The organism is Paraburkholderia sp. GW821-FHT02A12, from assembly GCF_059422005.1.
In genome coordinates this window covers 1,542,766-1,564,208 of the sequence record NZ_JBWKWA010000001.1, presented here as the reverse complement: position 1 = coordinate 1,564,208, position 21,443 = coordinate 1,542,766, and the positions used below count along the sequence as shown (strand labels likewise).

Genomic DNA, 21,443 nt, shown 5'->3' with positions numbered 1-21,443 from the left:
AACAGAACGCACGCGCCAGCGACATCAGCCGCCCTCTTTCGTCGCGCCCGGCGTCATCGGCTTTTGCGCCGCGGTACTCTTCATAGGCTCGGCGACCTCGACCGTCCGCGTCTGCGCGAAAAGCTGTGCCTTGACGACCGGTATGGCGTGCTCACCCAACACCATGCCGAGCAGCCCGGCCAGCGCGATCAGCGGCGGCGCCGGCGACTGCACCTTGAGTAGCCAATAGAGGAGCCCGACTGCGAAGCCGACGCCCAATGAAATGATGTAGCCCATTCTGATTGTCCTTTTGATAACTGCCACTTCGTCGCGCATGCCGTTAGCATCCGCTATTCGTACCCACCGCAAAGGCAGGCGCCAGTACTTCACGTCACCCCAGGTCAATTCGGCCAGTCCGATCCAAGCACCAGGCCGCAGAAATTCAATCTGCGATAGTTCGGGTCCCACCGATCCAGCACATCAGCGTTCACCGTGCCGAACGTCGTCTCCGGACGATGCGCCATGCCGCGCGCATAGGCTTCGATGATCTTCTTCTTGAAACCGGATTCGCGGGGATAGGCTTGTACGATTTCGTCGCGCTGTTGCGCAGTGAATTCGTCGAAGCGGGCGCCGCGTACATCCATCTGCACCCCGGCGCTGATCAGCGCGACGAGCGGCGACATATGCTCAGGAATACCCGGCGTCGTATGTAGCGCGATCCCCTCCCATACCTGACCGATCGCGGACTCAGTGACACCGTGTTGGCGCAGGAATTCACGCGCCGCATTCGCGCCGTCCACCTCAAACCGGTACGGAGAGCGCCGGTGCTGTACATTCAAACCGACGTTGTGAAACATCGTGCCGACGTAAAGCAGCTCGGCGTCGAAAGTCAGCTTGCCGCGATACCCAGTCAGCGCGCCGAACAGAAAAGCCCTTAGCGCATGATGGAACATCAACTCACACTCCGTGCCCCGGATCTGATCGGTTGCTGCCCGGGTCATCACACTGTCGGGAATCGCGACTCCCGCAATGATTTTCTTCATGTCACTCCTCCGTGTCAGACATCCCCTCGGTATGGATCACCCGGCATGCGGACGGGCATCGCGACCCGGCGATGTCTAGGACCGGACGAAGTCCAGGAGGTCCTGGTTGAGCCGGTCTTTGTGCGAGAAGTAAAGCGCATGCGGTGCGCCCTTATAGACCAGCAGCTTCGCGTCCTTGATCAGCGCGGCAGCTGCCTTTCCGGTTACGTCGAAGTTCACGACCGCGTCCCCATCGCCGTGCACCACCAGTGTGGGCACATCGAATTTCGCGAGGTCCGACCTGAAGTCAGTCTCGGAGAAAGCTGCAACGCAGTCGTAGGTTCCTTTCAGACCGCCCTGAAGCCCCAGCGACAAAGTCCAGTCGAGCATCTGCTTCGTCACGTTCGAGCCCTCCTGATCGCTGCCCATGAAAAGCGGGCCGAAGTCGTCGAGGAATTTGGGCCGGTCGTTCAACAGTCCCGCACGGATGCCGTCGAAGATGGCGGGGTCCATTCCTTGCGGATGATCCTCACGGCGAATCATTAAAGGCGTCACGGCGCTGAGCAGAATTGCCTTCGCGATGCGCCGCGTGCCGAAACGGCCGATATAACGCGCCACTTCGCCACCGCCCATCGAAAACCCGCCGAGAATCACGTCCCTGAGATCAAGCGCCTCGATCAACTCATTGACGTCGCCGGCAAACGTGTCGTAGTCGTATCCCGACCACGGCTGCGCGGAACGTCCAAAGCCGCGGCGATCATGAGCGATGACACGAAAACCGTTGTCGGCGAGAAACTTCATCTGGTATTCCCACATGTCGGCGTTCAACGGCCAACCATGGCTCAAAACAATCGGCTGGCCCGTGCCCCAGTCCTTGTAGTAAAGCTGGGTGCCGTCGGATGTGGTGAAAGTACTCACGTGAGACTCCATGGTCAATGGTGTTGGATCGATTCGGCGGAACGCTTACCGACTGTTCGATACAGCGTAGCGAATAAATCAATTAAAGACTTTGTCGGATTCTTAAAAACCCTTAAGAGACGAGACAGTTCTGTGAGCCCGCTCAAATCGTGAGTTCATGGAATCGCCTTACGCCGTCGCGAATCCATTGCAGCAAGCCGCCTGACGTCTCGTCCACATTCGCTGGCGATTCAAGCAACATCTTTTCGGTTGCGTGATGTTCCGAAAGCAAACGGCACATCTCCTTGGCCACTTCGGGGCGTCGCGCGAGAATCGGCGTCAATGCGGCCTTATCCAGCCGGAAAACGGTGGCGCGAGTCAGCGCTCGAACGATCACTTCCGTCCTGACGCCGGCCAGAATGCCTGACTGTCCGATCGAATCGCCAGGCGCCAGCCTCCGCAGTTCGATCTCACCGCCATCCTTCGGCACGCTCACTTTTGCGACGCCTTGCGCGAGAATGTGAAGCTCGTGGCCGTTCTCATCGGCCGCGGCATAAATGGTCTCGGCTACATCGAATTCGTGCTTCGTCAGCTTCGCGTTAAGCTCCAGTACTTCGTCGTCCTCGAGTGTCTGAAAGATCATGACGTTGCGCAGCAATCGGTGCCTCTGATCCGCCACGTCGGTAGCAGGCTCGGGTACTGACAAGGGATGCAACACGACGCCGCGCGAGACCAGATGCCGGTACGCGAGATCGAAGAGTTCGTTGCGCACATCGGTCTTTTTGCTCAGTGCGTCGACGTAGCAGACGATCTCGTACTCGATCGAGTCGCTCGTGGCACGGCGCACACTCACCAGTGGCTTAGGCTCGCTCAAGACATTTTCTGAGCTGGCGGCGGCGTTGGCGAGCGCCTCCAGCACGATTGCCGGCCGGATCGATGGTTTGACCGGTAGCACCACACTAATGCCGTGCGTATGCACCGGTTCATTCGCGTTGACGATATTGGCGCGCGCCGCCACGCTATTGGGAATCACGACGATATTGCCCTGGCCGTTCAGCAGACTGGTCGCGCGCCAGTTACTCTCGACCACCTTCCCTTCGACATCGCCGATCGTGACCCAATCGCCAATGTGAAAGGGCTGCGTGGCGTTCAGTACCACACCGGAAAACACGTCATTGAGCGTGCTCTGAATCGCAAGGCCGAGCACGACCGCGACCGCCCCGGACGTTGCGAGCAGGCCGCGCACAGGCAGTTGCAACACAAAAGCGATCGCTCCGACCGCTGCAGCCAGAAACACGAGCGCGCCGAGCACATCCTGAAACAGACGCTCCTTGTGCCACGTCTCGGGTAACACCGCACGATCCAGCATGACGGTCACGAGGCGCGCGCCCTGCAGCCACCACACCACCTCCAGCACTTGCGCGAGAAGATGGCGCAGCGGCTCGGATTCCCAGGGCGCCGCGCGCAGCGGATTCATGCCTGAACTGAACAGCACGTAGGTCGACAAACCAAACAGGAGCGCCCGGAACGCCAGACGCACCTGCTCGCTCGTGCGGTCCATGAAACGCCAGGCGAGGAAGTCGAGAACCAGTATGCCTATGCCAAACAACACTCCGTCAGTCAGGGTCGGCATGGTGGTCCTCGCTGGCCTGGTGGCACCAAGCTATGGATGTCAGAACGCGAAACAACTACAACCCAACGCGCCCCAGAAACCGTTGGAGTCACTGACAGGCACGTTTTTACGCCATGCCCAACCATGCGCATGCGCATGCACGCCGCACAGATTCACACAGCCATCCACGCACGCCACCGCCGTCGGTTTGTAACGGCTATAGCCACCGAATTCCGCGACCGGCGACCACGACGGGCTGACCGGCAGGTCAGGCGGCGCGAGCGGCGCGAATTCGTCATCGGCATACACGACCTTGCCGCCTACCACCGTCATCACCGAGGTCAGGAACTTGATGCGGCTCTCGTCGACGGTAAAGTAGTCTTCACTGAGCACCGCGAAATCCGCGAACTGGCCCGGAACCAGCGCGCCTTTACGGTCATCCTCGTTCGAGAACCATGCGCTGCCCACCGTGTAGCGGCGCAGCGCTTCCATCCGGTCCAGACGGTTCTCGCTGGCATACATCGCGGTGCCGCCGACCGTCTTGCCCGATACCATCCAGTACAGTGAAACGAACGGGTTGAAGCTCGCGACGCGCGTCGCGTCCGTCCCCGCGCCAACGGGCAGTCCGGCATCGAGCATGTGGCGAATGGGCGGAGTGCGCTTCACGGCCTCTTCACCATATTGCTGGATGAAGTACTCGCCCTGAAAGGCCATCCGGTGCTGGATCGCAATGCCGCCGCCGAGCGCGCGCACCCGCTCGATATTCTGTTGCGTGATGGTCTCGCAGTGATCGAAGAACCAGCGCAACCCATTGAACGGAATGTCGGCGTTCACGCGTTCGAATACATTCAGGAAGCGCTCGATCGATTCGTTGTAGGTCGCATGCAGACGGAACGGCCAGCGGTTTGCCACCAGCAGCCGAACGACGGCTTCCAGTTCGTCTTCGAGCGTGTCCGGCAGATCCGGTCGCGGTTCGAGAAAGTCTTCGAAGTCCGCGGCCGAAAACACCAGCATTTCACCGGCGCCGTTCACGCGCAGGAAATCGTCACCTTCGCCGGGCTTCGTCACCTTCACCCACTTCGCGAAATCCTCGATTTCTTTTTTCGCATTCTGCGTGAACAGGTTGTACGCAATACGCACGGTCAGTTCACTATGCTTCGCCAGATCCATGATGACGGCGTAGTCGTCCGGGTAGGCCTGGTAACCGCCGCCTGCGTCAATCGCGCTCGTCACACCAAGCCGGTTCAGCTCACGCATGAAGTGGCGCGTGGAATTGCGCTGATCCTCCAGCGCGAGCTTCGGACCTTTCGCCAGCGTGGCGTACAGGAGCCCGGCGTTCGGACGTGCAATGAGCATGCCGGTCGGATTGCCACGCTTGTCGCGCTGAATCTCGCCGCCGGGTGGATTGGGCGTATCTTTCGTATAGCCGACCGCGCGCAGCGCCGCTGCATTCAGGAGCGCGCTGTCGTACAGGTGCAGGATGAACACCGGCGTATCCGGCGCGATCGCGTTGATTTCTTCGAGCGTCGGGCCACGCCGCTCGGCGAACTGGAATTCGTTCCAGCCGCCCACTACGCGGACCCATTGCGGCGCCGGCGTGCGGGCCACCTGCTTCTTCAGCATGTCGAGTGCGTCCGCCAGCGAGGGCACGCCGTCCCAGCGCAACTCCATGTTGAAGTTCAACCCGCCGCGAATGATGTGCAGGTGGGAGTCGTTCAGACCGGGAATGACGGTGCGGCCTTTGAGGTCGACGTGGCGCGTGCTGTCGTTCGCGTGACGCATCACGGCATCGCGAGATCCCGAAGCGATAATGCGGCCGTTCGCGACGGCGAGCGCATCGGCAAAAGAGCGCTTGTCGTCCTGGATGGCGATCTTGCCATTGAAGAAGACAACTTCAGCCGGCGTCGGCACGGAAGTATTGGAAGTCATGGCGATCCTCATAGGGAGCGCTCCGCTTTTCACGCGCGGAGCTATTCATGGGAAGCGGGCGCTCGTCGCGACTGTTTACTTCTTTGCAGGCACCGGTGCCAGAACTTCGTGTGTCCCCGCCGCGCGCTGGGGAGCCTTGTGCACCATGGTGTAGGCATAGTCCACGCCCATCCCGTACGCCCCGGAATGCTCTTTGGCAATCGCCATGACTTCGTTGTAAGTCTCTTTGTGCGCCCAATCGCGCTGCCATTCGAGCAGCACCTGTTGCCAGGTCATCGGAACCACGCCGGCCTGAATCATTCGCTGCATTGCATAGTCATGCGCGTCCTTCGAGGTGCCACCCGACGCGTCGGCGACCATATAGATTTCGTAGTCACCTTCGGCCATGGCGCATAGCGCGAACGTGTTGTTGCAAACCTCGGTCCACAGACCTGACACCACCACCTTTTTTCGGCCGTTTGCAGCAAGCGAGTCACGAACCTTCTGGTCGTCCCACGAATTCATGGACGAGCGTTCGAGCACCTTGTGCTCCGGAAATACGTCCAGCAATTCGGGGTACGTATAGCCCGAAAAACTTTCGGATTCCACTGTCGTAATAGTGGTGGGAATGTTAAACACTCGCGCTGCCTTCGCGAGGCCTACCACGTTGTTCTTGAGCACCTGACGGTCGATGGACTGGACCCCAAAAGCCATTTGCGGCTGTTGGTCGATGAAGATGATCTGCGAGTTTGCAGGCGTAAGGACTTCAAGTTTCGGATTTGCCATGGCTTTGTACTTCCTAAAGGTTTGGTGAACATGGGAGGACAGGCCGCACTCGCTTGAAGTGCGAGAAAAACTGAAGCCCAGTCTAGCCACGGCTCCTCGCCGAGTCCTTGGCAAAGTCCTTAATAGTTCTTAAATAAAACTTGCTGGAAGAGATCCGCGACTGATCGCGAGGCGGGCATCTTTATTCTCGGTTCAGAACATTTCATGTTTTCCGCAGGACTTTACGTATCACGCATTCCTACAATGCAAGCTGCCGGATTCACGAACTCGCACGTTGTATCTATCGACACGTCAAAGGACTCGCTATGAATGAAGCATTTACCGCCGCAGCCCATCGCGCGGCTCCACTTAAAACACCGACACGCCTGACCGAGGAGGCAACCCGCGACATTGCCGCCGCTTTGACGACCTTGCTTGCCGACGTGTTCGCGGTGTATCTGAAGACGAAGAACTTCCACTGGCATATGTCGGGGCCGTACTTCCGCGACTACCACCTGCTGCTCGACGAGCAGTCCAACCAGATCTTCGCGACGACGGACCCGATGGCGGAACGCGCACGCAAGGTCGGCGGCAAAACGCTGCACTCCACCGGGCAGATCACGAAGCTGCAGCGGATTCTCGACAACGACGCCGATTTCGTGACGCCCAGCGACATGCTGGCCGAATTGCGCGAGGACAATCTGGCGCTCGCCGGCTACATGCGCGAGACGCATTCGCTGTGCGGCGAGTACAACGATGTCGCGACGGCAAGTCTGCTCGAAAACTGGATCGACGAAGCAGAACAGCGCGTGTGGTTCCTGTTCGAATCAGGACGTCACGCATAACGCTGCGTGATGTGAAGACGCTTGCAAGACGTAAGCACGCCGTGGCTCAAGCTTCCAGCGAAGTGTGGACCCGCGATTCGAGAAACTGAACGAGCGCGCGCACTTTGCTGGAGTGGCGGCGATTGGGCAGATACGCTGCATAGACGATTGCGTCGCCGTTATGGGGACTCGCCTCGAAGTTCTGAAACAGGCGCATCAGGCGTCCCGCGCGAATTTCGGCGGCAACCAGCCATTCAGGCAGCAACGCAATGCCACGCCCTGCCAGCACCGCGTCAAGCAGGATGTCGAGACTGTTCGACAGCAGATGGCCGCGCACTTCAACGCGAACCTCGGCACGCTCCTCAACGGTTTCGCGGCGGAAGGTCCAGACCTGGCGTGTTCGATAGGCGCCGCCGTATGCCACGCGAAAGCACTCGTGTGCATCGAGTGCCTGCGGCGTTTCCGGCATGCCGCTGCGTTCGAGGTAGTCGTGGCTGGCAACGACATAGCGCCGATTGTCCGCCAGCTTTCTGACGATCAGGTTGGCGTCGCGGTCAGGCAGGCCGATCCGTATCGCAACGTCGATTCTGTCGAGCGCGAGATCGGCATAGTGATCGGCCACGACGACATCGAGCAGCTTCGAGATGACGCCAAGGCGCTGCTTGCGCCAACGTTTCGCGCGCTCGTCGATGCGACGGAAGAACCGTTTATGCAACCGATCGTCGACCTGCGCGCGCCGCAGATGGTGTTCGGCCGGGTCGTGCTAATCGGCGACGCCGCCTCGGTCCCGCGGCCGCACACGGCCGGCAGCACCGCGAAGGCCGCAGCCAATGCACATGCGCTCGCGCTTGCCTTGGCGGCAACGTGGCAGGCCGGGGCGACCATCGATTCGGTACTCAAGCGTTGGGAAAACCAGCAGTTGCAACGCGGCAGGCTGATGACGGATCTAGGCATATCGCTCGGCAACCGGGCAATGAACATCGCTCGCTGAGCTCGCATCTGAGCTTACGTACAAGTCCACGTTTATCTATTTCCTGATTTCACGGAGTTTCCATGTCAACCCAGGCATCCCCCACTGCGGGCAGCGCAAGCCCGGTCAAGCTGACACGCGGCCTGATCGCGCTGTTCGCGTTCTGCTGCGGCGCGATCGTCGCGAATCTCTACTATGCGCAACCGATCACCGAACTGATCGCACCCGACATCCACATGTCAAGCAGCATGGCCAGCCTGATCGTTTCGTTGACGCAGATCGGCTACGCATTCGGACTGTTCTTTCTCGTGCCGCTGGGCGACCTGCTGGAGAACCGCAAGCTGATGATCACCACCGCGCTGGTGTCGATCGCAAGTCTTGGCGCCGCGGCCTTCACTCATCAGCCGGGCTGGTTCCTCGCGATCTCGCTGCTGGTCGGCTTCAGCTCCGTCGCCGTGCAGATTCTGATTCCGCTCGCGGCTCACCTCGCGCCGGACGAGACGCGCGGCAAGGTCGTCGGCACCATCATGAGCGGGCTGTTGCTCGGCATTCTGTTGGCCCGGCCAATTTCTAGCATGATCGCCGGGCACTTCGGCTGGCGCGCGGTGTTCGGTTCCGCGACCGTCGTGATGGCGATCGTCACCAGCGTGCTCGCGCTGACCATTCCGCGCCGCCAGCCGGACCACAGGGCCACCTACTTCCAGTTGATCGGCTCGCTCGGCCATCTGGTCCGCACCATGCCGGTTCTGCGTCACCGGTCGTTGTATCAGGCGCTGATGTTCGCTTCGTTCAGCCTGTTCTGGACCGCAATCCCCGTCGAGTTAACCCGGCAGTTCGGGCTCTCGCAAACCGCCATCGGCATCTTCGCGCTGGTCGGCGCGATCGGCGCGACCTCCGCACCGGTTGCGGGGCGTCTGGCCGACGCAGGGCACACCGTGCGCGCGACGCTGATCGCGCTCGTCGTTGGCGCGCTCGCCTACACACCGGCCTTGATCCATCCGGCGTGGGGCGTAGTGGGACTCGTCGCGACCGGCATCGTCCTCGATTTCGCCGTGCAGATGAACATGGTACTGGGACAACGCGAAATCTATGCGTTGCATGCCGCGAGCAGAAACCGTCTGAACGCGCTGTATATGACCAGCATCTTTGTAGGCGGCGCATTCGGCTCGGCGCTGGCCAGCCCGCTCTATGAGCACGGTGGCTGGCCGCTGGTCGCCGGCGTCGCCACCGCCTTCCCGCTCGTGGCGCTCGTTCACTATCTGGCGATCGGCCGTCCGCACGCCGCCCGCCAGGCCTAACGCAATAGGTTTATTCAGGAAGCCGGACAGACACTCTCCGGTTTGACAAAAATTCAGCGTGGCTTCAGGAATTCTTGTGCTGTCGTCGATACGCTGCTCAGTACTGTCACGCATCTGAACGACGCTCGATCGTTCGCAAAAAGGAACAACCATGTCACCTCTTCTCAGCGCTCACGACCTGCATGAGCTGCGCTTACCGAATCGCGTCGTGATGGCCCCGATGACACGCTCGCGTGCACCGCTGCGCGGCCGCCCGACGGACATGATGGCGCAGTACTATGCGCAGCGCGCGTCGGCGGGGCTGATCATCACCGAGGCGACCAATGTCAGTTCGGCGTCAGCAGCCTTCGAGCTCACGCCGGGCATCATCACGGCCGAGCAGATCGCCGGCTGGCGCAACATCACGGGCCGGGTGCACGACGCCGGCGGCCGTATCTTCATGCAACTGTGGCACGGCGGACGAGTTGCCTCGTTCGCGTTGCTCGGCGGCGAGGCGCCGTTGTCGCCCTCGGGCCTGAACGACGATCTCGAGCAATTGCAGGTGTGGGCGCAGTTGCAAAACGGCCAGTACACCAAGATCCACGCAACGCCCTCGCGCGCTATGTCGACCGACGAAGTGAAGCTCGCCATAGCGGAGTTCAGGCAAGGCGCGGCCAACGCGATCGAAGCCGGATTCGACGGTGTCGAAGTGCACGCTGCAAACGGCTATCTGCCGCATCAATTCCTCTCTTCGACCACCAACAGGCGGGATGACCGATACGGCGGCTCGTTGGCGAACCGCGCCAACTCTCTTCGCGACACGCTCACGGAGATCGGCTCAGTGGTCCCCCTCGATCGCGTCGGCGTCCGCATTTCGCCGTATGCGCACTACAACAACGTGCGCGACGCGGATCCGGACGGCACCTATGACTACGTCGGCAAGATGCTCAACGAATTCGGCGTCGCCTACCTTCACGCGGCTGACACGAACGGCTGGAGCGGCGCACCGGATTTGCCGCGCATCATTGAGCGCATGCGCAAGGTTTTCTCGGGGACCTTGATTCTCAACGGCGGCATTTCCATCGATCAGGCAGACGCATTGATCCGTGACGGCGAAGCCGATCTGGTCGCGTTTGCCCGCGCGTATATCGCCAATCCCGATCTGGTCGAGCGCATCGCTACCCATGCACCGCTCGCAACACCGAAGCCGGTCGGCTGGTACGGCGGCGACCACTCCGGCTATATCGACTACCCGTTCCATAGCAGCGGCGCTCAGGCATGACGGAGGCATCCCGTTGGCCGCGCACACCGCGCGGTGTGCCGATTCGATTCAAGACTTCTGTGACAGGTGGGTGAATGACTCGAAAGGCCAAATTGCTGGCGGTAGGAGGCGTAGTCATCCTGGCCGCGCTAATCGTCGCCACGCTGCTGATGTGGAAACCCGCCATTGCCCCCATACAACCTCCGCCGGCTTCGTCGTTCGATGCGCAGACGAAGCTCGCCGGCGCGAGAGTCGTGGCGCTGGGCGACTGCATCGTCTGTCATACCGCCAAGGGTGGCAAGCCGTTCGCCGGCGGCTTGCCGCTTGCAACGCCGTTTGGGACGATCTACGCGACCAACATCACGCCCGACGTCGAGACGGGCATCGGTGGCTGGTCGCTGGAAGCGTTCACGCGAGCGGTGCGTCACGGCGTCTCCCGCGATGGTCACCTGCTCTATCCCGCGTTTCCTTATATTCACTTCACACGCATGTCCGATGGCGACATCTCGGCGGCCTACGCGTATCTGATGACACGTGAGCCGGTCAACGCGAGCGCGCCCGCGAACGAACTGATCTTCCCGCTGAACTTCCGTCCCTTGCTAGTCTTCTGGAACGTGTTGTTCCTTCACCCCGGCGAGCAGGCCGCGGATGCCTCGAAAGATGCCGAGTGGAATCGCGGAAAGCTGCTGGTCGACGGCCTCGGACACTGCGCTTCATGCCATTCGCCGCTCAATGCGATTGGTGGTGAAAAAACGGGACATGCATTCGACGGCGGCATCGTCGACGGCTGGGAAGCCCCCCCACTGAACGCACTTGGCTCGGCGCCAAAACCGTGGACTAAGGAACAGCTCGTCATGTATTTACGCAGCGGTCGTGCAAGCGAACACGGTGCCGCGGCCGCTCCCATGCTGCCCGTCACTCGCGACCTCGCCACCGTGCCTGAGGAGGACGTGAACGCGATTGCTGCGTACATCCTGTCGATACAGAAAGCGCAGCCGGCCGTCGCGAATGCGTCTGCCGACGTTGCAGCACATGGCGAACCATCGCCTGCGGCGCAACGCGGCGCATTCCTGTTCGCCGCGTCGTGCGCGCAATGCCACGGCCCCGCCGCACCGATGCAATCGATTGGCGAGCGCCCCACGCTCGCGTTCAGCACCGCCGTCAATGCCCCGACGCCACGTAACACCGCTCAGATGATCCTTAGCGGTAACGGCTGGCATGGCGAGGACAGCATGAACTACATGCCGGCCTTCAGCGAGGTCTATGACGATCAGCAAATCGCCGATCTGGCGTCCTACATCCGCACAACCTATTCGCAGCGCGACCCGTGGAACGACGTCGAAGCCACCGTGGCAAAAGTCAGAGAGGAGAACAAGGCGCGATGATCAACCTTACCGTCAATGGCGTGCAGCACGCGCTGGATATCGATCCGTCGACGCCACTGCTCTATGCGCTGCGCAATGATTTGCACCTGCACGGCGCGAAGTTCGGCTGCGGGCTCGGACAATGTGGCGCATGCACGGTGATCGTGGGCGATCAGGCGGTGTTTTCCTGCCTGATTCCCGTGTCGTCGATCGGCAGCCGCGCCGTTCGCACGATCGAAAGTCTCGGCACGGCCGACCGTCCCGGTCCGCTGCAAAAGTCGTTCATCGAGCATCAAGCCGCGCAGTGCGGTTATTGCATCGCCGGCATGATCATGCGCGCGCAGGCGCTGCTCGACCGCAATCCGCAGCCGACCGAGCGCGAACTGCGCGAGCATATGGAGCCGAACCTGTGCCGTTGCGGAACCCATATGCGTATCCTCGCCGCGATCCGCGAAGTCGCGCACCTGCCCGCACCGGGCGCTGCGCCCACCCCGCCTCACGGCGCGGCGAGCCACGGAGGCACGCAATGAGCGTCAAAGAAGACGATATCAACGAAGGACGCCGCCGCTTCATGATGTCCGGCGCGCTCATGGTGAGCTTCAGTCTGTTCCCCGGCGTCAAGGCCATGGCGCAAGAAGTGATCGCGGACGAAGGCGCCGCCGTGCACGTCGCCAAAGCGACCGAGACGCTCGCGGGCAGCCTGAAGACCAACCCCTTTCTCGACGCGTGGATCAAGATCGACGCAGCGGGCAAAGTCACCGTCTACACCGGCAAGGTCGAACTCGGCACCGGCGTGCGCACCGCGCTGTTGCAGATCGCGGCAGAAGAGCTCGACATGGCGCCGTCGCTGATCACGTTTCTGACCGCCGACACGGGCGCCTCACCGGACGAAGGACTCACAGCGGGAAGTCACACCATCGCCGACAGCGGCAGCGCGTTGTTGAACGCCGCAGCCCAGGTGCGGGGACTGCTGGTCGACGCAGCGGCCAAACGCTTCGGCGTCAGCAGCAGCGTGCTGAAAGCCCACAACGCGATCATCACGGCGCCAGATGGCCGGACGATGACGTATGGCGAAGCGGTCGGCGCCGCCGGTCTGCATCGCATCGCTTCGCCTGAGTCGCCGTTGAAAGACCCGGCAACGTTCGCGATGATCGGCACGTCATTGCCGCGGCTGGACATCCCCGGCAAGGTGACCGGCGGCCCGAGCTACGTTCAGGACATGTCGATGCCGGACATGCTGCATGCGCGTGTGGTACTGCCGCCGGTTTACGGCGCAGAACTGACGCATACCAACACACCCGATATTCTGAAGATGCCGGGTGTGGTCAACGTCATCAGAAACGGCAGCATGCTCGCGGTGGTCGCCAAACGCGAATGGCAGGCCGTGCTGGCACAACGTGCACTGGCAGCGGGAAGCCAGTGGAGCGCCGGGCGCGCCCTGCCCGACCCAGCCACTGTGCACCGCGATCTGAAACAGATCGCCACCGAACACATCGAGATCGCGAACACCCACGGCGCGGCCGGAACGGCTGCGAAAACGCTGAGCGCAAAGTACACCAAGCGCTATATGTTGCACGGTTCGATCGGCCCTTCCTGCTCGGTCGCACAATTCAAGGACGGCAACATGACCGTCTGGACTCACTCTCAAGGCGTCTATCCGCTGCGCGATGGCCTTGCGGAAATGCTGTCGCTGCCCAAGGAGAACGTACGCTGCATTCACGTAGAAGGATCGGGATGCTACGGCCACAACGGCGCGGACGACGTAGCCGCACACGCCGCGTTGATCGCCCGCGAAATGGCCGGCCGGCCGGTTCGCGTGCAATGGATGCGCGAACAGGAGCACACGTGGGACCACTTCACGCCCGCCATGGTCACCGAAGTGAGTGCTTCGCTGGACGCGAGCGGAAGCATCGTGGGCTGGAACTATGCGTTGTGGAGCAGCTCGCACAACGAGCGGATCGTGAATGCGGGCCGGCTCGTTCCGGCGACCATGCTGGAGAAACCGTTCGTATCGGCGCCGTCGGTGCCGATGGTGCAGCCCGAGGGCGGCGGCGACCGCAACGCGATTCCGCTGTATACGTTCCCGAACCTGCATGTGATGAACAACTTCTCGCCGACCATGCCGTTGCATACGTCGGCGATGCGCTCACTCGGGGCGCACATGAACGTCTTCACGATCGAGACGTTCATGGATGAGTTGAGCGCCGCTGCCGGCGCCGATCCGGTCGCGTTCCGGCTCAAGCATATGCAGGACCCGCGCGCGCGCGAGGTCATTCAGCTCGCCGCTGCAAAATTCGGCTGGCCGCGGGCACCACGCAATCCGAATCACGGTGTCGGTTTCGCCTTCGGTAAATATAAGAACCTGATGGCTTATGTGGCCATGGCCGTTGAGATTTCCGTCGTGCCCGAGACGGGCCAGGTGATTCTCGAACGCGCCGAGGTCGCGGTGGACTCCGGGCAGATCGTCAACCCCGACGGTATCCGCAATCAGATCGAGGGTGGCGTGATTCAATCGGCCAGTTGGACGCTTTACGAAGAGTTGAAGTTCGATACCGAGAGAATCAGAAGCTTCGACTGGAGCAGTTACCCGATCCTGCGCTTCTCCGCCGTTCCGCGCAGTTTGAACGTCCATCTCATCAATCGTCCTGGTGCAGCGTTTCTCGGGGCTGCCGAAGCGTCGATGGGACCGACCGCCGGCGCGCTCGGCAACGCACTCTTCGATGCAACCGGAAAGCGTCTGCGCGACATGCCTTTGGGCGGTGACAGCTTGCGCCGGCAAATAGACGCATAGAGGATCGACATGGCGTCGCTAACAGCATGAAAATTGCAATCGCGGGCGGTTCAATCGCAGGGCTCGCATGCGCTTTGACGCTGACATGCACGGGTCACGACGTGCATGTCTACGAGCGCTCCGCAGGGCCGCTGCGGGGCCGCGGCGGCGGAGTCGTGGTGCTGCGGCAGATGCTGCGGTTTCTCGAACAGCACGGCCATCGAACCCGCGCGATGCTTGCGGTGCCGACGCACCGACGGCGTTGGATCGATATCGACGGCAATGTGACACGCGACGATCCCGAGCTGCTGCCGTTTTCATCGTGGGACGCCGTCTACCGGTCGCTGTGCAGCATGCTGCCGCCCGGCGCGCTTCACTACGGGCGCAACGTAACGAGTGTTGCCGAAGACGCGGACGGCGTCGAAATCCGCTTCGACGACGGCGCGGCGCCGGTTCGCGCAGACATGCTGATCGCCGCCGACGGCACCGGCTCGCGGCTTCGTTCCATGCTGTTTCCCGGTAACGCTTCGTCGTACGCAGGTTACATTGCGTGGCGCGGGGTGGTGAGCGAAAACGCTTTCAACCGCGGCGATGTCGTGGATCTGGTCGAGAACATGACGCTCTACCGTTCAGATGCCGAACTGTTCATGACGTTTCTGATACCTGCGCTGAACGGCTCGCTCGAGTCCGGCATGCGCCGGTTCAATTGGCTCTGGTACAGAAATGAACCGGACGAGTCATCGATCGGCGCGTTCCTGACCGGACGCGACGGTCACCGGCACCACGCATCAGTCTCGCCAGGCGATCTGTCAGAGCAGTCGCTTGCGTATCTGCATCGGGCCGCACTCGATGGGCTGCCGCGCACGTTGTCGCAACTGGTGGCCGCGACGGACGCGCCATTCCTGCAAGCCATCTCCGACGCCCTGAGCCCCTCGTTCGCCAAAGGGCGCATCGCGCTGGTGGGCGACGCCGCGTGCACGCTGCGGCCCCACACGGGCTCCGGCACCTCGAAATCCGCCGACGACGCCGTGAGCCTCGCCGAAGCGCTCGCTACGCCTCAAACGGACCTCGTGCAGCTCCTCCACGATTGGGCCACCGCGCGGCGGAGCGCTGTCGAGCCCCTGCTTCAGAAGGGTCCGCGGCTTGCCCAATCGTTCGGGCTCGGGTATCCGTCACAGTGATCGCTTTAGGGCCGCCCACGCATCCGGCGGCCCACCACTTACCGGCCGCCGCCTTCTTCCTCAACGATCACACGGTTGTCGACGGCTGCCACTTGCGGAACGCGTTTGGCAACATCGCCCGCTACCGGAATCTGTGCTGCATCAGGTACCGTACCTACCAGAGAAACCGTTCCGTTTTTGACGAGCACCGCAATGTTGCTGGCGTTCAACCCTTTGGTCGAATACAGCGCGCGACGAACAGCCTTCGACAATTGCCGGTTCTGCAAACGGATCGACGCCTTCGTCATTCCTGCGGCGGGTTGCGATGCCACGGCTTCGTTACTCGTTTGGGCAATGGCTGCGTTTGAGACGAGCGCGACGACGGCAGCGCAAGTCGCGACGAGTGTGGAAATTCGCATGATAGTTTCCTGTTGATTGGATTGAATTGAGATGGGCCGCAAAGGCCATGTCAGCGCGGGGGAACTCGCTCCCGTTGCAACCGTTTCATCTTAATCAGCTCCGCTGCCCCGGGGTCAGTGAAACGTTATTAAAACTCGTTAACCGAAGTGACGTGACCCGCGCATGCGCTTCAAGTTAATAAGATTTAAGGATTCTGAAGTTCAAAAAAACTACCAAATCCGTACGATTGAAACCCGTGATGTCCCGTCACGCATCGTCACGACGACACATCCACCAACATCACAAGATTGGAGAGAAAATGACTAATCAATCGGGAATTCCATCGGCAAATCGTCGGCAGATGCTTGTGGCGGGCGCAGGCGCAGCCGGCGCGGCAATCGCTGCAATGGCCGTACCGACCGTCGCGATGGCCGCTGCGTCCGCCAGCAGCAGTACACACGCGGGCAATTCATCCAACCCACAGCATGGAGAGCGTCATACGATGAACACGGTAACGACTAAAGACGGTACGCGCATTTTCTTCAAGGATTGGGGCAGCGGCAAGCCGGTCGTCTTCTCACATGGCTGGCCGCTCGATGCCGACGCGTGGGACCCACAGATGCTGTTCCTGGTGCAGAAAGGCTATCGGGTCATCGCCCACGACCGCCGCGGCCATGGCCGTTCCGACCAGCCGTCTCACGGCAACGACATGGACACCTACGCTGACGATCTGGCTGCGGTGATCAACGCGCTCGACCTGAAGGGCGCCATGCTCGTCGGCCATTCGACGGGCGGCGGCGAGATCGCACACTACATCGGCCGCCACGGTACCTCGCGTGTTGCCAAGGTCGTGCTGATCGGCGCAGTGCCGCCGATCATGGTCAAGACCGAAAGCAACCCGAACGGCCTGCCGATGTCCGTGTTCGACGGCATCCGTGCAAGTGTCGTGAGCAACCGTTCGCAGTTCTATAAGGACCTCGCAGTGCCCTTCTTCGGCTTCAATCGGCCCAACGCGAAAATCTCGCAAGGCACGATCGACGAGTTCTGGCGCGAAGGCATGCTCGGCTCGGTCCAAGGCCAGTACGAATGTATCAAGCAGTTCTCGGAGGTCGACTACACTGCTGATCTGAAGAAGATCGATGTGCCGACGCTGGTCCTTCACGGCGACGACGACCAGATCGTTCCGATCGACCAGGCGGGTCGCCTGTCGGCGAAAATCGTGAAGAATGCCACGCTGAAGGTCTATCCGGGTGCGCCCCATGGCATGTGCACGACCGAGGCGGATAAGATCAATGCCGATCTGCTCGAGTTCCTGCAGAGCTAAGGCGCATTCGAGTGCTGCGCTTGCATCATTGAGCGCGGCACTCCTGCAGATGCGCGGGGCCTTGGCTGTTTAGCGCAGCCGAGGCCCGCAAACGCGCGATCCTGCTTCCCGATACACATGTCCACGCAAGGTGGACTGCGAGTCACCTTCCTCGTACCGACGCACTCGTGCCCTCGCACGATCTCCTGCGTCAGTCACGTGTACACCGGACCCCGATACTGCTTTGCACAGCGATCGGCTATTCCCGGCATTTCTGCTTCAAAGCACCTACGCCTTTGTCGTTTCGCAGTCACGTCATATGTCGAGGCGAAAATAGAAACGGTGGCATACGAGGCAAATACGCCACAATGATAGGACTCTTACACCCCTTAATTTTCGGTTAAATTTACCCTGGAGTAAGACTGCAACGCGACGAGCCGAGGTTACGAATCATGTTTAAACATACACAAACTTCCACCGCCACAGCAGTACGACCGAAGGACTCGCTAGGATGCTTGTCGAGCCAATTGCACAAAGACCTCGAACTCGACACGGGTGAGTTCAAGTTTTTTCGCAAGTGCACGCGCGACGACAGGACGAGTGCGGTGGACATGCCCGCCTCGGATCGTGGTTTTCTTATCGGCGTGTCACTGAAGGCCGGACATCGCCGGCGCATTTTTTCTGGGCACGGGTGGACGACGCACGGCTTCGACACGGGTTCGGTCTATATTCGCGACTTCGCAGAAGACTATAGAGCCGAGTTGCAGGACGGGTTCGATTTCCTTCTGGTGGAACTCTCACGCGCTTTCATCACGAACACTTGCTACGAGCGATTCGGATCGAGCACACCACGTCTTTCATCGGTGGCCGGCCGCAAAGATCCCATCCTCGGCCACCTAGCGCAGGTATTGGCGCTCACGCTCGATAGCCCGAGCGAGGCAAGCCCACTCTTTGTCGAGCAACTGGGCGTCACCATCGGGACGCATTTGCTCGATCGATACGGCAACGCGCCCTCTCAATCGAACCAGAAAAACCGGCGACTTTCCGGATTACATGAAGCTCGAGCCAAAGACATGCTGCTCGCAAAGACGCAGGGAAATGTTTCGATCGAAGAGATCGCAAACGCATGCAATCTGTCACGAAGCTACTTCATCCGCGCGTTTCGTGAAACCACAGATCGCACACCGCATCAATGGCTGCTCGAGCATCGTATCGATCGCGCGCGCGACCTGCTCAAACACTCGGACTCATCTCTGTCGGAAATCGCCATCGCGTGTGGCTTCGCCGATCAAAGCCACTTCACGCGAACCTTTTCGCAAATGGTTGGCACTCCGCCGGGATCGTGGCGTCGGCAGGTAGGCCGCTGAGCAATGTGCACTTCGCTTCGATCAAACGTTGGCACGATAGATCGACCAGCGGCCCCGGTGTATGCCGATAGACTTTTATACAAAGCATCGCACTAACAGACAAGACGCGCCCTTTTAGCCAAGGTACCTTTCGATCAGATCGATGATGACCGTTCGGGCGTGTGGCGGCGTGTCCCGTCGTCTTCTGTCTGACGAACTGCCGTTGGGACACGCGTTTTGCACTGGTTAGTTCACGCAACACGGCGGGACGGCAGTAACTTCAGTCTCGACGGGTGGTAAGCGACTGCGATCTGTATCGGCGACTAGTTCAACATATCCACAGTAGGGCAGTAAGGCAAAGACTCGCAGCAAGGTGCACGCCCATGCGAATGCTCATAGCTGTGCTCCGTCAGCACCCCACCTTCATTTCCCTATCACGCTCATTGTTCCTGCACCTGAAACTGACATGATCGAACTCGGCCGCTTTCAAATCGATCTGGAGACGCGCACTTTGTGGCAAGGCGGCGAAGTCGTGCGCCTCGGGTCCCGCGCTTTCGACATTCTCGCCGTGGTCACATCAGCCGCTGGGCGTCTCGTCACGAAAGACGAGTTGATGAATGCAGTCTGGCCGGAGACCATAGTCGAAGAGAACAACATACATGTCCATCTTTCTGCGCTGCGAAAGGTACTCGGCCCGGACCGGGGTCTGATCCTCACCGTCCCCGGCCGCGGGTATCAGCTTCTACGAGCGCGAAAAAAATCCCCGCCAGAAGAAGCCGACTCACGTGCGTCCTGCGGGCGCCGTCTGCCGACGCCCAAGACCGACTTCGTGGGGCGCGATGCAGCGGTCAGCGAGATCCGCGCGATGCTGGGCCAAACCCATGTGTTGACGCTGGTCGGCGCCGGCGGCGTAGGCAAAACCAGTCTCGCGATCGAAGCGGCACGTCACGCCGCGCCGGATTTTCCCGTACCTGTGTGTTTAGTCGAATTGGCCACGTTAAACACACATGAGGCAGTGCTCGCCGCAATTGTCGAAGGGTGCGGGCTGTCCATGTCTGGCCAGCAGCCTGACATTGAGCAAGTCGCGACAGCGCTGGGAAAAAACCGCAGGCTCCTTCTTCTAGATAATGCGGAGCATGTTATCCGCTATGTGGCGGAGACCGTGGAGTCACTGATTGCAGCGAACGCTTTACTGCGCGTGCTCGTCACGAGCAGAGAACCGCTTCGTATCGTGCCCGAGACGGTGTTTCGGGTCGATCCGCTGGATGTTCCACCGCCCCATTCCTCCGACGCCGAGATTTTGCAGCGTTCGGCGGTGAATCTGTTTCTGATGCGGGCCAATTCGTTGCAGGGACAAGGCGGCGCGGAAAGCCTGGATATCCAGCTCGTCGGCGAGATCTGCCGCCGCCTGGACGGCATCCCACTGGCCATCGAGTTGGCAGCCGCCCGCATCGTCTCGCTCGGCGTAGAAGGCGTGTATCGGCGGCTGGATGACCGGATGGCGATTCTGGCGGGCGGTTATCGGACCGCGCTACCGCGCCATCAAACCTTACGCGAAACTTTCGACTGGAGCTTCGCGCTACTCGACGCAAGCACCCAGTCGCTATTCCGCCGTCTCGCGGTATTCGGCGGCAATTTCACTTTCGAGGCGATGTGCGCGGTCGTGTGCGACGCGGAATTGACGAGAGGAAGCGTGATCTGCGGCATCAGTGAACTCGTGGCCAAATCGCTCGTCAATGTCGAGTTCGATGGTCCCGTGGCGAAATATCGCTTGTCCGAATCGACCCGTGCGTATGCATTGGAGAAGCTACAGGCTGAAGGCGAAAAGCAGGAAATCACTTCGCGTAGTGCCCGCTATCTCTCCAGTTGCTTCCAGGCCCGCTCGAGCGAGACGATTCGGCGTGGCGCAGACAATTCACCGGATCTTCGACAGACGCTCGACGACGCGCGGAGTGCTTTCGATTGGGCGTTTTCACCCGACGGCGATCCGCCGCTCGGCGTCGAACTCGCGTCGAATCTGGTCGGCGCTTTGCTCGATTGCGGCATGATCGAAGAGTGCTGCACGCGCGCCGCGCAAGCAGTCGATGCCCTGGAAACCCATCCCGCCAGATCGATCGATGTCGCAAGTGAAATGCGCGTGCGCGCCGCCTTGGTGTCGGCACTATCTTCTGCTCATGGACCCGTCTCGAAGTCGGCCGAACTTTGACGGCATGTATTCACGCTTGCGCTCGAATGCGGCGACCAGGAGTTTTATGCCCGTGCACTGTGGGGCTTGTGGAACTCGATTTGCGAATGCAAAAAGTCCCCCTCGGTCCAGCGGGTGTGTTCGGCTCAAGCAATTTCCCAATCCTCTATTCGGTCGCAGGTGGCGACACGGCTTCGGCTCTCGCGGCAGGCTGCAGCGTGGTCGTCAAGGCCCAGCGGCAAGGTCGATCGGAGCAACCTGAAGCAGTTTGGCCGGGCGCTCGCCCAGTTTCGCGTCAAGCACATCGCCGCCAATCACCCGAGGCGCCCGGGGCGCGGCGGCGCTCAGAGCGCGCTATTTGTCCGTGACAGATCAAAGAAAACATACCGCTTTTGGCCCGA

The 21,443-nt window shown here is 60.9% G+C and carries 19 protein-coding genes and 1 pseudogene; 12 read left to right on the top strand and 8 right to left on the bottom strand.

Annotation, left to right across the window (positions count from 1 at the left end):
• Positions 1 to 24: 24 nt before the first annotated feature.
• The 6 genes from AC07WT_RS06955 to AC07WT_RS06930 form a co-directional block, all read right to left on the bottom strand.
• The gene (locus AC07WT_RS06955; RefSeq protein ID WP_408181209.1) at positions 25 to 276 is read right to left on the bottom strand and encodes a DUF1427 family protein; all 252 of its coding nucleotides are present in this window, start codon (positions 274 to 276) and stop codon (positions 25 to 27) included.
• 104 nt (positions 277 to 380) lie between these two features.
• Entirely contained in the window at positions 381 to 1,022 is a 642-nt protein-coding gene (locus tag AC07WT_RS06950; protein WP_494946514.1) for an HD domain-containing protein, read from the bottom strand.
• A 75-nt stretch (positions 1,023 to 1,097) separates the two neighbouring features.
• Positions 1,098 to 1,919, bottom strand: coding sequence for an alpha/beta fold hydrolase (locus AC07WT_RS06945; RefSeq protein WP_492577380.1), 822 nt, complete (start codon positions 1,917 to 1,919; stop codon positions 1,098 to 1,100).
• Between the two features lie 142 nt (positions 1,920 to 2,061).
• Positions 2,062 to 3,531, bottom strand: a complete 1,470-nt coding sequence (locus AC07WT_RS06940; protein ID WP_494946513.1) for a mechanosensitive ion channel domain-containing protein — start codon at positions 3,529 to 3,531, stop codon at positions 2,062 to 2,064.
• A 39-nt stretch (positions 3,532 to 3,570) separates the two neighbouring features.
• Entirely contained in the window at positions 3,571 to 5,439 is a 1,869-nt protein-coding gene (locus tag AC07WT_RS06935; RefSeq protein WP_494946512.1) for an amidohydrolase, read from the bottom strand.
• Between the two features lie 75 nt (positions 5,440 to 5,514).
• A complete protein-coding gene (locus AC07WT_RS06930; protein WP_429258632.1) occupies positions 5,515 to 6,204 on the bottom strand; it encodes a hydrolase in 690 nt (229 codons plus the stop codon).
• A 305-nt stretch (positions 6,205 to 6,509) separates the two neighbouring features.
• Between AC07WT_RS06930 and AC07WT_RS06925 the strand changes: the two genes are divergently transcribed.
• Complete coding sequence (locus AC07WT_RS06925) at positions 6,510 to 7,028, top strand: Dps family protein (protein WP_492577377.1); 519 nt, start codon at positions 6,510 to 6,512, stop codon at positions 7,026 to 7,028.
• 46 nt (positions 7,029 to 7,074) lie between these two features.
• Here the strand turns inward: AC07WT_RS06925 and AC07WT_RS06920 are convergent.
• Positions 7,075 to 7,641, bottom strand: a pseudogene (locus AC07WT_RS06920) (substrate binding domain-containing protein); the annotation flags it as partial.
• Here AC07WT_RS06920 and AC07WT_RS06915 point away from each other — a divergent pair.
• From AC07WT_RS06915 to AC07WT_RS06885, 7 genes are all read left to right on the top strand, one after another.
• Complete coding sequence (locus tag AC07WT_RS06915; RefSeq protein WP_494948462.1) at positions 7,618 to 7,998, top strand: hypothetical protein; 381 nt, start codon at positions 7,618 to 7,620, stop codon at positions 7,996 to 7,998. The pseudogene AC07WT_RS06920 and the gene AC07WT_RS06915 sit on opposite strands and share 24 nt — an antisense overlap.
• A 62-nt stretch (positions 7,999 to 8,060) precedes the next feature.
• The gene (locus tag AC07WT_RS06910) at positions 8,061 to 9,275 is read left to right on the top strand and encodes an MFS transporter (protein ID WP_494946511.1); all 1,215 of its coding nucleotides are present in this window, start codon (positions 8,061 to 8,063) and stop codon (positions 9,273 to 9,275) included.
• A gap of 151 nt (positions 9,276 to 9,426) precedes the next feature.
• Positions 9,427 to 10,536 (top strand): alkene reductase, encoded by a 1,110-nt coding sequence (locus AC07WT_RS06905; protein WP_494946510.1) that lies wholly within the window; start codon positions 9,427 to 9,429, stop codon positions 10,534 to 10,536.
• A gap of 74 nt (positions 10,537 to 10,610) precedes the next feature.
• Positions 10,611 to 11,900: a c-type cytochrome gene (locus AC07WT_RS06900; protein ID WP_494946509.1), complete on the top strand. Its 1,290-nt coding sequence runs from the start codon at positions 10,611 to 10,613 to the stop codon at positions 11,898 to 11,900.
• Entirely contained in the window at positions 11,897 to 12,409 is a 513-nt protein-coding gene (locus AC07WT_RS06895; RefSeq protein ID WP_494946508.1) for a (2Fe-2S)-binding protein, read from the top strand. Before AC07WT_RS06900 ends, AC07WT_RS06895 begins: the two co-directional genes overlap by 4 nt.
• Positions 12,406 to 14,670 carry a xanthine dehydrogenase family protein molybdopterin-binding subunit gene (locus AC07WT_RS06890; RefSeq protein ID WP_494946507.1) on the top strand — a complete coding sequence of 755 codons (2,265 nt, stop codon included), beginning with the start codon at positions 12,406 to 12,408 and terminating at the stop codon, positions 14,668 to 14,670. Before AC07WT_RS06895 ends, AC07WT_RS06890 begins: the two co-directional genes overlap by 4 nt.
• 26 nt (positions 14,671 to 14,696) lie before the next feature.
• Positions 14,697 to 15,830: an FAD binding domain-containing protein gene (locus AC07WT_RS06885; RefSeq protein ID WP_494946506.1), complete on the top strand. Its 1,134-nt coding sequence runs from the start codon at positions 14,697 to 14,699 to the stop codon at positions 15,828 to 15,830.
• Between the two features lie 38 nt (positions 15,831 to 15,868).
• Here AC07WT_RS06885 and AC07WT_RS06880 read toward each other — a convergent pair whose 3' ends face one another.
• Positions 15,869 to 16,228 carry a BON domain-containing protein gene (locus AC07WT_RS06880; RefSeq protein WP_492577367.1) on the bottom strand — a complete coding sequence of 120 codons (360 nt, stop codon included), beginning with the start codon at positions 16,226 to 16,228 and terminating at the stop codon, positions 15,869 to 15,871.
• Positions 16,229 to 16,710: 482 nt separating this feature from the next.
• Here AC07WT_RS06880 and AC07WT_RS06875 point away from each other — a divergent pair, with 482 nt between their 5' ends.
• The 4 genes from AC07WT_RS06875 (at position 16,711) to AC07WT_RS06860 (ending at position 21,410) form a co-directional block, all read left to right on the top strand.
• Positions 16,711 to 17,532 carry an alpha/beta fold hydrolase gene (locus AC07WT_RS06875; protein ID WP_492579735.1) on the top strand — a complete coding sequence of 274 codons (822 nt, stop codon included), beginning with the start codon at positions 16,711 to 16,713 and terminating at the stop codon, positions 17,530 to 17,532.
• A 431-nt stretch (positions 17,533 to 17,963) separates the two neighbouring features.
• Positions 17,964 to 18,878, top strand: coding sequence for a helix-turn-helix domain-containing protein (locus tag AC07WT_RS06870; protein WP_494946505.1), 915 nt, complete (start codon positions 17,964 to 17,966; stop codon positions 18,876 to 18,878).
• A gap of 445 nt (positions 18,879 to 19,323) precedes the next feature.
• Positions 19,324 to 21,063 carry an ATP-binding protein gene (locus AC07WT_RS06865; RefSeq protein ID WP_494946504.1) on the top strand — a complete coding sequence of 580 codons (1,740 nt, stop codon included), beginning with the start codon at positions 19,324 to 19,326 and terminating at the stop codon, positions 21,061 to 21,063.
• A 26-nt stretch (positions 21,064 to 21,089) separates the two neighbouring features.
• Complete coding sequence (locus AC07WT_RS06860; RefSeq protein WP_494946503.1) at positions 21,090 to 21,410, top strand: aldehyde dehydrogenase family protein; 321 nt, start codon at positions 21,090 to 21,092, stop codon at positions 21,408 to 21,410.
• Positions 21,411 to 21,443 lie beyond the last annotated feature (33 nt).